The organism is Providencia sp. PROV040, assembly GCF_032706145.1.
Lineage (GTDB): Bacteria > Pseudomonadota > Gammaproteobacteria > Enterobacterales > Enterobacteriaceae > Providencia > Providencia hangzhouensis.
On record NZ_CP120530.1, the window covers coordinates 3,487,678 to 3,501,057 of the forward strand.

Below are 13,380 nucleotides of genomic sequence, written 5' to 3' on the forward strand. Positions count from 1 at the left end.
AATTTTTCCTTTATTAATTAGTCAATTAACCAAGACACAGGTGTACAAGGAGCTGCTTTATCTGTGTTTATGCATATAGACTCCGATAAAGTAACTTGATGTATCAACGTATTCGACTTAGGTTCTGTATAGGTTTTGGTTTCACTACTTGGGTTCCACCCACGTAAAATCAGTGACTCTTGATTCTGTGCTTTTTTCAACGTGCTGAAGTGCAGCTCACTATCCCACGTCAATAAACTATAATTATCAGGAAAAACAATATAATGAGGATTCGTTTTAAATTGAGACCAACCGGAATCTAGGTAACCAAATGCAGGTAAACGCCAATGCTCAATATCACGCCATAGTTGAGCGCTTTGGCCATTTTCTATCGGCAATACAGCAAAATGGAAATGATGAAGCCCCTGAATTTGTGATTCCGGTGACGGCAAAACCATACCTGATGCACGCCCTGGCCGCCAAGTTAGTTCTGCTTGGCCTAACCAACCCACACTGCGCAAAAGTGTTATTCTTATCATGTCAGGTTGATTGGCTGGGATTTCATACTCTCTTAGTCCTTCAGTAACGATACAAATACCTTTTTTATCATCATGTTGCATTACCAGACTTTGCATTGGATAAAGCGCTGTTGGTGCCTCTACCCAATTTTCACTTTGCCAAATATCCATATTGGCTGGATTATTTTCTCGCTGAATCAAACCAAAAGGTTGGTCTGCAAAGTGAAATGTCTGTTGAATTTCCGTAGGAATTTCAACCTGAATTCGATGGTCTTCAATGGTATTATCAATTGTGATTTCAACATCTAGCCATGCCTTATCATGAGGTAAAGAAACCTGCATTGTGGCAGATAAACACGCATTAACCTGTTTGGTTTGGCGAGCAATTGCATTCTGTGGTACTGGAATTCGCCAATTTAGAATAAATGAATCCATTAACGATGCTCTTACACAATTAAATTGCTGTAAGTGTCCATCACTACTAATTAACCAATCATCTTCAGGTGGCGAATAGTTATAATTATCTCCTTCGTCCCCACCATCAATTAATCTAAGAATATTTGGGTATTGTTGTTGATTACGTTTATCAGTTAATAACAATCGTCCTTGGTGCAGTTCAAGTTTCAGCCATTCATTCTCTAATGTATTTTCAGTTTGAATGTTTTGTTGAATTTCAAAACCTGAATTTTCCCCTTCAACCAAATAAAAAGTCTGATAACCACATGAAGGTAACTCTTTCACTTCAAGCAAGACTTCGCATTTCCGGTACCATGTCGTTGTCGTGCTATTCGCCAATTCTTGTACAATCAAAGACATATCTTGTTTTTCTTCATGAATAAGTTGCCAGCGGCAAGGTTTTCCTGCATCGTCTTTAATACAAAAATCATTTTCAGGTGTATAAAGAGTAATACGAACTTGAGCATCTCTTTTATGTGGCAACGAATTGAAAATGATAATTTTTTTACCATCTTGTTTTGCTTCAATCCCACGAGCAAGCATCTTCATATTAAGGTCAAACAATTGATTTGCACTTTCTAAACCATCTTGTAAGCGTGCTTTCACCATGCTATTAACACGATCAGAATTACATCCGCCGATACTATCATGAGCGTGTGACTGCATAGCTTTACGCCAAATATTGTCAATCGCAGTTTGTGGATAAGGTAAACCAAGCCGCCAGTTAATGGATAGAAGAGGCTCAAGTTGTTGACTAACAAATTGTTCTAATTTTGCATTTAATAATTTAATGTCCATTCGAGTAGAAAAAATACCACGATGTACACGCATATATTTCGGGCTCAGCAATTCACCATTAAATTCAGGTAGTTCAGTGCTATTTGCTTGTACAGCATCAAAAAATGCACTGAAACTACTTTTGACAAAATAATATTCCTTTTGAGCTTTATTTAATTGCTCAAGCATCGCAGGTACGGCATATTCAAAAGGGGATTGGTCATTACCATTAGGTAGTAATATTTGGTCTGAGTGAGCAAAACGGGCTTGTTTTTCCAAGATAGCAGGTAAAACGGCAGAGGCTTTTTCTGGATTATCAGGTAACCATTTCGCGCAGCCGTAGCCCCAAGGTAATACAGCAGTAGCCACACTATGACCTGACTGCGATTTCCAAATAAATTCACTACTTGCGACATCATGTTCACACCATCCACGCCATACGACCGCATGTTTGATAGCAAACTCTTGCAAAAACATAGGTAGCTGTGCACTTTGTCCAAATGAATCAGGCACATAGCCTATTGGCATATAACCGCCCCATTGCTCACAATCTACTTTTCCCAACAGTAAGTTTCGCGTGATAGATTCCGCTCCAACGACTAAAAAATCAGTTTGTGTGTACCAAGGGCCAATAAGAATTCGGCCTTGTTTAATTAATTTCTGTAAGCAATCACGCCTTTCTGGTGCAACCTGTAAATAATCTTCCAGCACCACGGTTTGCCCATCTAAAACAAAGGGGCCAAGAGAAGGATCTTCTTCTAAATGTTTAATTAAATCATTCATGAAATAATAAAGAACAATTTTTGAATCATTCTCAGTGAAATACCATTCACGATCCCAGTGCGTATGTTGAATTAAATGTACCATTTTCATTTTATGACCTTAAAATATTTTTAGCAGAACAGCCCCGTCACGTTATTCACGCTAATTAACACTGTACGACATTATTAAAATAACTCTCTAATTAACGACCGACTTTAAATTTAGGAATAGCTGTTTCTGTTTTTTTAGTTTCTATCGTTTCATTACCACGAAATATTAATAAAGAGCCAATAGTAATAATTGCAGATCCCACAGCAACCGATAATATATATATCGGCCATTTATCTACGGCTAACCACCCATAAAATCCCGAAATAGGAGCATGATTTATCGCACCTAGACCGACCGCCATAGCTGCACCTGTTGCTGCACCAATAATGTTAATGATAATAATCTTTGGATTAGCAAGAGCAAATGGGATCGCGCCCTCAGAAACGCTAATTAATCCCATTAGCGTAGAAGCTTTTCCTGCTTCTCTTAATGATTCAGGAAAACGTTTTGACCAAATTAGCGTTGCTAAACCGATCCCAATTGGGGGAATAATAATAGCAACTTGAGCTGCTGTATTTGGCTCGTAAATTTCCGATGCTAATAATGCCATTGCAGTGGTTACTGCGGCTTTATTAACCGGGCCACCAAGGTCAAATCCAACCATTGCGCCAATAACGGCAGCAAGAATTACTTTATTAGATCCCGACATTGATAAAAGCCATTGCTCCATACCATGATTAAGTGCCGCTAAAGGTGCACCAATCACAAATGCCATAATAATACAGGTGAGTAATGTACCACCTACTGGCAAAATAAAAATCGGTCCTGCTGATGCAAGTGATTTTGGTAATTTCGTATATTTAGCTAACAAACGTACAATATAACCAGCAATAAACCCTGCTGCTAAGGCCCCTAAAAACCCGGTGCCTAAATTACTTGCCAACAAACCACCGACCATTCCAGGCGCTAAACCAGGCTTATTCGCGATAGCAAAGCTGATATACCCCGCGACGATAGGTAACATAAGAGAGAGTGCTAATCCTCCAAAACCATCAAATTTATGAAGCACTTGGACGACGAAATTTGTAGCTTCCAGATGGCTAGAATCCCAAATATTATCAATACCATATAAAGATGCACCAATACGAGATATCCCCATAATCACTGCACCTGCGATAACAAATGGCAGCATCCATGACACACCCGTCATAATGGCATTTTTTATTTCCGTACCAATGCCTAGTTTCGATGTTCCATTAGACTGCCCCATTTTTCATTTCCTCCTCAATTGCATCAATAATTGCATCGCCATACTTGATTGGGTCTGCAACACTGCATTCAAGCTTAATCATCCCATTAAATCGCTCCTTATTAATAACAGCGACATCAGCAGCCAAAATGACCGCATCTGCTCTTGCTAAATCGTCACTGGTAATCTCATTTTCAATTCCCATACTCCCTTGAGTTTCAACTTTAATTTCATGGCCTCTTTTTTTTCCTATGATATCCAACGATTCAGCAGCCATATATGTATGAGCAACACCAGTAGGACAAGCCGCAACACAAACAATAAACATAACAACTCCTTAAAATTTAATTCAGGCAATAAAAAAAGCACAATGGCATAAATGCGCATTGTGCTTTTTAAAGGCAGCTAAAGGTAAAGAAATAATATTTCCAGGTGCACCACTAGAATGACGACAAATCATTATGTGGCGCAAACTGGACACAAGGAATAAAAAGATCAATTCGTGACGTTTACGAATATTTAATGATATTAAAGGATTAACATAAGCATTTCTTTCTAATTTAGTTAAATCGCTATCAAATACAGAAATATAAAGCTTCTGTGCACTCTGCCATAACTGCGACCAATTAACTGAGAAATCATTTTCAGATTGATTAGAATTCTCAGATTCATCTTTTTCAAGGGAAGCAATTGGTACAAACCAGCAAATTTTGCTTAATAAAGCTTTCATTTTGCTATCAAGTGATAGCAAAAATAAAATGCAGCCTTTAAAAAATAAAGCAAAATGTAAAGACATAGTGTCCCCCTTTAGAAACTAGTACCATTCTAAACGTATAAAATAGAAAATTACTGTGATTCCACCCTCATTTATTAAATTAAATAAAAATTAAAATGCTAAAAATATTAATGGCTATTTTCATTCTTCAATAAAAACCTGATTATCAAAGATTTATCTAAAATAAATTTTTTAGATAAATAATAACCTCACTGAAAACCTAAAAGTATAATAATCTAAGAATTTCGCAATACTATTAATTATTAATCTGAGCTTTTTATATTAATCCAATAGAAGCTATTTTTATATGTTTTTATATAGAATGTCATTTTTCTTATTGGCTAAATTTAAAGAGATACAATGAAACAAAAAAATCAAAAAACAATTAATTTAGGATAGAGGAATATAATAATTCGATTGATACCCCTAAAGCACCTAAATGATATTACTCAATATAAGATTATAAAATAACGCATAAATAAACATTAAAAAATTCAACCTTATCAATCCATTAGTCACTTTCATGCTCATTTTTCTTAGCTATATCATTAAAAAATTTAGAGTGAATGCATCCTTGAACAAAAATCATACGAAAAGAGAATCTAATGCTGTAAAATTATAGATAGAAGCAATAATCTCCAATAACTCGTAAAAAATAGCCATTACCGGTTCTTCTTGTTAGAGGTAATTGAGTGCTTAGATTGATATCTATCATGGGAATGCACAAACAATCATTTTACCACTTGCTGTATCGATTCAATTCGAGTTAAATTTAGAGTATCCACAGGATCTATGAACCTAGAAAACAAGTCATCACTCTCGTGTAAAATTTGTTTTTCGCATTGATAGGGAGAAAATGCAAGTTGCTACTAGCGTTCGAGTTGACTATCCCTATAATGTAGGTCAGCAATAATTCATTTTTAATTTGAGTGTACTGATAGGAGTTTTAGCTATGGCTGTAACTAAACTGGTTTTAGTAAGACACGGTGAAAGTGAGTGGAACAAAGAAAACCGCTTCACAGGTTGGACTGATGTAGAACTGTCCGATAAAGGCCGCGAAGAAGCAAAAATTGCAGGCCAACTGCTAAAAGACGAAGGTTTTGTGTTTGATTTTGCTTACACTTCCGTTCTGAAACGCGCTATTCATACTTTATGGAATATCCTTGATCAAGTTGAACAATCATGGCTACCCGTTGAAAAAAGCTGGAAATTAAATGAACGCCACTACGGTGCTCTGCAAGGCTTAGACAAATCAGAAACTGCGGCAAAATACGGTGACGAGCAAGTTAAATTATGGCGCCGTGGTTTTGCTATCACACCTCCAGACCTAGAAAAAGATGATGAGCGTTACCCAGGGCACGATCCTCGCTACGCGAAACTGTCAGATAAAGAATTACCCGTTACTGAAAGCTTAGCAACCACTATTGAGCGTGTCGTTCCTTACTGGGAAGAAGTCATCAAGCCTCGCGTTACTAGTGGCGAGAAAGTCATTATTGCCGCTCATGGTAACTCTCTGCGTGCTTTAGTGAAACACTTAGACAACTTAAGTGAAGATGAAATTTTGGAATTAAACATCCCAACTGCGGTACCAATGGTTTATGAGTTCGATGAAAACATGAAACCAATCAAACGTTACTATTTAGGTAACCAAGATGAAATTGCTGCAAAACAAGCCGCAGTAGCAAACCAAGGTAAAGCGAAGTAATTATTAACTTTATCTCTAAATATTGAAGGGCTAAGCCATATGCTTAGCCCTTTTTTCTTATCCATTTACTTCTATTCCTCAAAAAAACTTAACTCACTGTGTAAGAAATCCCAATAACCGATTATTATAGGGAAAACACATTGAAAGGTTGATAAAACAATAAAATGAACAAATTTAATATGTATGTTTGGGTTGGCCTTGTACTTAGCGCCAGTATCTTGGGTTCCCTGCTGTATATGATCCAAGGTGGCGAATTAGTCGTTGATGGTTCAAATGGTGCTGCTAATGCCGAGCTGATGAAAACCTTAATGATCATTGCTTGTATCAGCTTCCCAGTACAAATTATTAGTATGATGGTGATGACTTATAAACCTCGGTTATCCATTGTCCTTGCCGTACTCAGTAGCCTAGCATTAATGCCAATCACCATTGTATTTACCATGGGAATGATTTTCTCTGCGATCCGCTGGCGTTACCATCAGTTAACCCAATTTGATACCTCTTTAAATGTTCAATTTGACCAACGCGTTGAGTTCAACAAACGCAATAACCGTATTTTAGTTGTTGCACTTGGCTTAATCAGTATCACCTTTATTATATTAAGCCAAAGCTTAGGGATGTTCCTGTTTGTTTTCACCATTTTCCTTGGTTACTTTGGCAAAAAAGCGGGTGATGGTGTCTATTTAGCGATTAAAGACTCATATTTCTATATTCGCCCAAACATTTTCGCTTACTGTTATCGTATTCCATTAAAAGAGGTGGAATATACAAAAGGCGAGAAAGGCAAAGTACATTTTGATGTCCAGACCGATACTGAACGATTGCAATTAACGGCAACTCCGGCGAATGCAACACCGGAAGAACAGTCAAAATTGCATACCTTCATTAACCAAATTCAAAAAAAACAGTAAGTGGGCGACACAATGACTGCCGCTTGACAAGCCGGCAGTCGTTACGATTAATTTGCGTTAGGTATCATAGGCATTACAGGTGGAGTCAAGTTAATAATATTCACTTCATTAGGAGAACCTATACTAATAAAGTGATTATCTATGAACGAAACAGTCCATTCTCCCAAAATATCTACTGGAGAAAAACCACTATTCCCACTTAAATGAATTGTACTATTAGGATTTTTAATTACATATTCTTTAATAGTTTCATTAATAATAGAAACTATTCTTTTATCTTCTTTAACTTTATCTTTTAAACTTGATATAAATTCATTGTAATATTCAGCGCTAGGAAATGATTCTTTGTCCGATACATAGTCTGCCTCATATTCTAAAATTGATTTCTCAATGCGGGGGATTCCTTCCCGAATATATTTAACATCCTCCATATAATTATAGACATTATTGGAAATATATCCATTATCGTTATCTATTTCTGCATTCATTAAATTAAATATATATTCAACTTCATACTTGAAATCATTATTTAATTTAGGTCCAGAAATATTCGCTTTCAAATCATACCAAATTGCTGAATTCATTGAAGGATAATTTTTGCGAGACAAAATAGGCACTTCATCTAATTGACTTACCTTTTCAGCGAGAGGGCGGATTTGTTCTAAGATAGCCGTTCTTTTATCTGGGTTTTCAATGTACTCATTCATTAACTCAGATACCTTAATATTATCCTTATATTCACTTGCTCTTATGTTAAGATAATCATTTAACGAATCAATATATTTAAATGAATCGGTTTTATCTTTATCATTCCCCCAGCCTCCTCTAATGCTAATATCAATATCATTATTCAGTCTTACACGATCTTCCTCTAACTCTTTTCTAGCATTCATAATACTTTCTTGCATTATTTCTGCATTCTCTTTCAATTTATTAGAAAGTACTCTAAGATTGATTTCATAATTAATTCTTGATTTATCAGTTAATGCCATTTTATATACTCCTTTATATGAAAACTTAACTAACTTTAAAGAATGCCATTAATAAAAATGACAAAAAAATAATAATGCAGCTTAGAATAAAAAACTAATTTATTTTTTGTATAATAAAAAATATAAAATTCCATCGTGCTGTATATATATAAAAAAAGCCAGATATTAAAATATCTGGCTTGATGTACTTATTATTCTTAAATTATTTATTTCGACGAGCGATCACCGCATCTGATAACTGACGCAATACTTTTTCAGTATCACTCCAACCAATACACGCATCCGTCACACTTTTACCGTAAACTAATGGCTCATCAGATTCGAGATTCTGGTTACCTTCAACAAGATTACTTTCAATCATAATCCCTGTAATCGAACGGTCACCTTGGCGGATTTGCTCGCTAACGTCCGTCGCCACTTCCATTTGTTTTTCGAATTTTTTGCAGCTATTTGCATGGCTAAAATCAATCATGATACTAGGCACAAGCCCCGCTTTCTCTAGCCCTTCACGGACTTCTTGCACATGCTTAGCACTGTAATTTGGTTCTTTACCACCACGTAAAATAATATGGCAATCTGGGTTTCCGCTGGTGTTCACTATCGCAGAATGGCCCCACTTAGTCACTGACAAGAAACAGTGGGCTGAACGCGCTGAGTTAATTGCATCAATGGCAATTTTAATTGTGCCATCTGTACCATTTTTAAAACCAACAGGGCAAGATAAACCAGACGCTAGCTCACGGTGAATTTGTGATTCAGTGGTTCGAGCACCAATAGCTCCCCAACTCATCAAATCTGCCACGTATTGTGGGCTGATGACATCTAAGAACTCACCCGCGGTTGGTAAGCCTTGGTTATTGATTGTCAGCAATAATTCACGAGCAATACGTAAACCTTCGTTAATATCAAAGCTACAATCCATTTTAGGGTCATTAATTAGCCCTTTCCAACCTACCGTTGTGCGTGGCTTTTCAAAATACACGCGCATCACAATTTCCAGAGAACCTTTTAATTCCTCACGTAATTTACCCAAGCGCTCTGCGTATTCTAAAGCCGCTTTAGTATCATGAATCGAGCAAGGGCCAATAACTACCACTAAACGGTCATCTTTACCGGCTAAAATATTGTGGATTGCCAGGCGTGCTTCATGAACGGTAAACGCAGCTTTGTCGGTTGCTGGAAATTTTTCAAGTAGAGCAATTGGTGGTAATAATTCTTTTATTTGTTTTATTCTGACGTCATCGTTCTGATAATTCATACCTGTATATCCAATGTTTATTATTTTTACTGTAGTTGATTTACATGCCAAATTTATCCAAGTTGGTTTCGCCCGAACAAAGCGCAGAGTAGACAGCTGAATTCCTTCACTGTACTCGAAAGGATAAAAGATAATTAGCATCGAAATTTTAATCTAACCGTTCAACAGACATCTGTAAACAGGCAAGCGCACGATAAAACTAGGACTTTATTAGTAGCCAATTATAAAATGAGGTGAAATGTTGAAATTTAGCATGATAAGTAGGCAAAACTGGCATTTTTCAGAGCAAATAATAACTAAAACAGCTAAATGACGATAATGCCACTTTAGCTGTTTTAGATGATTTTTTCTGTCTAAGTACGAGAAATGGGCATGGAGCCGTTTTCTTTTGCTGATTTTATCCAAAGCCTAGAGCCATTTAGGGCGATACCTAATAAAATTAAGTATTCTAAGGACATGGCATAAACACCTTGAATAAAGAAAATCACAATACTGATGACGTTAATAATGACCCACAACAACCAGTTTTCTACATATTTACGTGTCATTAAAATCATCGCGACAACGGAAAGAATGGTCATCGTCGAATCCCAGAATGGGAAGGCATCAGGTTCTATTGCAGGCATTGCGAGGTTAGCGCCAAATAGATTTAATAACTCGACGGCCCATTTCGCCAACACACCAAATACCGCATCAATATTAAATGTCAGATAAATAATCGCGATAATTGAAATAACCAGTGCTATAGCTGCTTTTGGTAAGCTCAACCAACGAATTTTTAGCTCTGCTTGCTGCGAACTAGTAACTCTGCTCCATGCGTACCAGCCATAGATATTGGCGGCAAAGAAAAATATCTGTAATAATAGATTTGCATATAGCTGAATTTGAAAGAAAATAACTGCAAACAGAGAAACGTTAATTAACCCAAATAGATAATTAATCGTTTTTTCTAGACTCGCAAGTAGAATACAAAGTAAACCAGCAATGGTCCCCACGGCTTCAATGTAAGATAAATCATAAACCGATCCCCAAAGCGGGATCTGCACTAACGTATTGGCTGTACTAAAGAAATCCATCCCAAAATCCTTTATAAGTGTTCGTTAATGTTGTATTGCTCAGTATTTCATTGAAATTGTATTTTATTATTTTAGACTCTCTGCAAAATCTAGCATTTTATTTAATGGTCGTAATGCTTTTTCTCGTAATATCTCACTGACATGAATTTGATGGTCTTGCGAATTCCCTTCCAAAGCGTCAGTAATCGCTTTTAAGCCATTCATTGCCATCCAAGGGCAATGTGCACAAGTTCGACATGTTGCGCCCTCACCAGCTGTTGGAGCGATATAAAGCGTCTTCTCCGGGCAAGCTTGCTGCATTTTGTAAAAAATACCTTTATCCGTCGCCACTATCATCGATGGGTTAGGTAAATTTTGTGCTGCTTTAATTAACTGACTTGTAGAACCGACCGCATCTGCAAGGTCGACTATCGCTTGTGGCGACTCAGGGTGAACCAATACCGCAGCTTCAGGGTATAGGGCTTTCATTTTTTCTAATGATTGTGTTTTAAATTCATCATGAACGATGCAAGCCCCTTGCCAACACAGAATATCAGCCCCGGTTTGTTGTTGGACATAACGCCCAAGATGGCGGTCTGGAGCCCAAATTATTTTTTCACCTAAGCTATCAAGGTGCTCTATTAATTCAACAGCAATACTGGATGTGACTACCCAATCAGCCCGAGCCTTTACTGCTGCTGAAGTATTAGCATACACCACCACAGTTCTATCTGGATGCTCATCACAAAAACGGATAAATTCTTCTTCAGGGCAACCTATATCAAGGGAACATTGGGCTTCTAATGTTGGCATTAAGACTTGTTTTTCTGGGCTGAGAATTTTTGCGGTCTCGCCCATAAATTTCACTCCAGCAACAACTAAGGTAGATGCCGAATGTTTAGCCCCAAAACGCGCCATTTCAAGTGAATCTGCAACACAGCCCCCAGTTTCTTCTGCAAGTGCTTGAATTTCAGGATCAGTATAGTAGTGTGCAACGATTACCGCATTTTTCTCCACCAATAGCGACTTAATCTTCTGCCGATAAAATTCTTTTTCATCCGAGCTTAATCGTGCTGGTTTTGCTGGGAACGGATAAACTGACTGGTCAAAATCGATAAACACGCTCATTGGTTGCCTCTGTTTAGCAAAAAGCGATTTTATTACCTTATTCAAGTTTAAAACCGCAAGTTTACACACATTTTGTTTTATATACTAAACACGATACGCTAGTTTGCTCAATAAGTCTTCACTATTTTTACTTATCTAGCATCATTTCCTCCCTATTACCGATTTACCTCAAAGGATATACCAGACATCAAAGTAAAAGTTGATTGATCTTTGATTTATCAATAAATGGTGTTTAATTAGAAGGTTAATTTGTATATGTAATAGGGAGCGTACAAGTTAATTTTACATAACCCAAATAATTCGAACTGTGATATGCGACAAGGGAAATAGACGGGATGCATAGATAAACTCTGTGACTCGGCGAGAGTAGCCCAGTCACTTATACCTCAACTAAAAGCGCTGCAACTTGAAGAATTACGGTTATAAATGTCATGAAATGAAAAAGTAACAACCTACCTACTTGCATTGTAGGCAGGTATGATGAATCAAAGGAAGATATGCAACTAATATATTGGTATAGGTAGAAGAATGGATTCTATAATATTATCATGACTTACTACATTAGATAGAATTTGCTCTCTGCTATAAAGTCCTGCAATATTATCTGTTAAATTACTACCATCAATATGCCATTCTGATTTTATTTTATTTTTATTACTGATAACCTCACCTTCTTTAGTATTATCTTGTATTAATTTATCACTCGACATGTCCATTTCTTGTCTACATTCATCAACAATTTTAAGTTCATCATTCTCAGAATTACTAGTATTTAAACTCTCATCTAATTGGTTATTATAATGTAAATATCCTACCATATAAGATATATCATTTGCAGTGTATCTTACTTTAGCCAAGGAACCGTGAAAAGCTAAAGTATCCCCTTTAGCATCAATGACCAACTGGCTAACCCTGGCATCAGACTTGGATAACAGTCGGTGTAATCTAGAGCCAATATATGGATAATTACGAATTTTTTCTGTCACATTATCATAATCCTCAGCGATGTTTGGTGTAATGTTTTTTTTCTCTGCTGGGTTTTTAATATAAAAACTTAAGTTATCTTGCAGTTTCTGATAGCTATTTAGAGCATCCTTAACGGTATCGATATAATCTTTAATTCTATAAATATATTTTTTAGATTGAACATATTCAGAGTATGTTAGTTTACTTTCAAACAGGTCACTTTCGGCATCGAATATACTCTTACGTTTAGTTTCTGTTTTTAATATTTTTTCAGCTAACTCACCTAGTTCTGCATGAAGTTCTTGTATAATTCCATTCATATATTCATAATGTTTTTTTAATTCCAAAAAACATTCATCTCCGTTTAGTTCCTTTGTTCTCATTCCCATTTTAATTCCCTCTTAAAAAAACAAATAATAATTTGTTAAGCAATTAAATACAAATTTCATTTTAATATATAACAAAGTAAATTATACCTTATAAATATAGTTACAAATAATAAAATACAGAGTAATTTCAGAGTGCTTTCAAAAAGTAAAACTTAAAGTAAATTCAGATTAGCTATATCATCATTGTAATCTTTTTCATCCCCATGTTTAATGTAATATACTTTTAGCGATTAAGGCAATTTTGGTACTAACACAGCCGAATTTCTGATACCTCTCCTATAAATGTTAACGACTTTCCCTCACTTTAGAAAAAACTTAGTCATTTAAGTACTCTTTTCATACTTTTTACGTTTGAACCTTCGCTTTTCTACCTCTTTATCGGTATCGTAGCCATCCTTACTTAATTCAT

11 protein-coding genes are annotated in these 13,380 nt (G+C 36.2%); 2 read left to right on the forward strand and 9 right to left on the reverse strand.

Annotated elements, in window-relative coordinates; translation table 11 throughout:
* Nucleotides 1–17: 17 nt before the first annotated feature.
* From P3L40_RS16175 to P3L40_RS16190, 4 genes are all read right to left on the reverse strand, one after another.
* Nucleotides 18–2,603: a glycoside hydrolase family 38 C-terminal domain-containing protein gene (locus P3L40_RS16175; RefSeq protein ID WP_210852914.1), complete on the reverse strand. Its 2,586-nt coding sequence runs from the start codon at nucleotides 2,601–2,603 to the stop codon at nucleotides 18–20.
* 91 nt (nucleotides 2,604–2,694) lie between these two features.
* The gene (locus P3L40_RS16180; protein WP_210852915.1) at nucleotides 2,695–3,813 is read right to left on the reverse strand and encodes a PTS fructose transporter subunit IIC; all 1,119 of its coding nucleotides are present in this window, start codon (nucleotides 3,811–3,813) and stop codon (nucleotides 2,695–2,697) included.
* Nucleotides 3,800–4,120 (reverse strand): PTS fructose transporter subunit IIB, encoded by a 321-nt coding sequence (locus P3L40_RS16185; protein WP_004256746.1) that lies wholly within the window; start codon nucleotides 4,118–4,120, stop codon nucleotides 3,800–3,802. The genes P3L40_RS16180 and P3L40_RS16185 overlap by 14 nt, the downstream gene beginning before the upstream one ends.
* A gap of 21 nt (nucleotides 4,121–4,141) precedes the next feature.
* Entirely contained in the window at nucleotides 4,142–4,588 is a 447-nt protein-coding gene (locus P3L40_RS16190) for a hypothetical protein (protein ID WP_210852918.1), read from the reverse strand.
* A 931-nt stretch (nucleotides 4,589–5,519) separates the two neighbouring features.
* Here P3L40_RS16190 and gpmA point away from each other — a divergent pair.
* Both gpmA and P3L40_RS16200 read left to right on the forward strand, forming a co-directional pair.
* Entirely contained in the window at nucleotides 5,520–6,272 is a 753-nt protein-coding gene (gene gpmA, locus P3L40_RS16195) for a 2,3-diphosphoglycerate-dependent phosphoglycerate mutase (protein ID WP_004256752.1), read from the forward strand.
* Between the two features lie 164 nt (nucleotides 6,273–6,436).
* Nucleotides 6,437–7,183, forward strand: a complete 747-nt coding sequence (locus P3L40_RS16200; protein ID WP_112307257.1) for a hypothetical protein — start codon at nucleotides 6,437–6,439, stop codon at nucleotides 7,181–7,183.
* A gap of 47 nt (nucleotides 7,184–7,230) precedes the next feature.
* Here P3L40_RS16200 and P3L40_RS16205 read toward each other — a convergent pair whose 3' ends face one another.
* From P3L40_RS16205 to P3L40_RS16225, 5 genes are all read right to left on the reverse strand, one after another.
* Nucleotides 7,231–8,175, reverse strand: a complete 945-nt coding sequence (locus P3L40_RS16205; protein WP_096864102.1) for a hypothetical protein — start codon at nucleotides 8,173–8,175, stop codon at nucleotides 7,231–7,233.
* A gap of 202 nt (nucleotides 8,176–8,377) precedes the next feature.
* Nucleotides 8,378–9,433, reverse strand: a complete 1,056-nt coding sequence (gene aroG, locus P3L40_RS16210; protein WP_036957937.1) for a 3-deoxy-7-phosphoheptulonate synthase AroG — start codon at nucleotides 9,431–9,433, stop codon at nucleotides 8,378–8,380.
* 353 nt (nucleotides 9,434–9,786) lie between these two features.
* Nucleotides 9,787–10,509, reverse strand: coding sequence for a nicotinamide riboside transporter PnuC (gene pnuC, locus P3L40_RS16215; RefSeq protein WP_136135598.1), 723 nt, complete (start codon nucleotides 10,507–10,509; stop codon nucleotides 9,787–9,789).
* Between the two features lie 66 nt (nucleotides 10,510–10,575).
* Nucleotides 10,576–11,616, reverse strand: a complete 1,041-nt coding sequence (gene nadA, locus P3L40_RS16220) for a quinolinate synthase NadA (protein ID WP_136135597.1) — start codon at nucleotides 11,614–11,616, stop codon at nucleotides 10,576–10,578.
* A 503-nt stretch (nucleotides 11,617–12,119) separates the two neighbouring features.
* Entirely contained in the window at nucleotides 12,120–12,971 is an 852-nt protein-coding gene (locus P3L40_RS16225) for a hypothetical protein (RefSeq protein WP_196731817.1), read from the reverse strand.
* Nucleotides 12,972–13,380 lie beyond the last annotated feature (409 nt).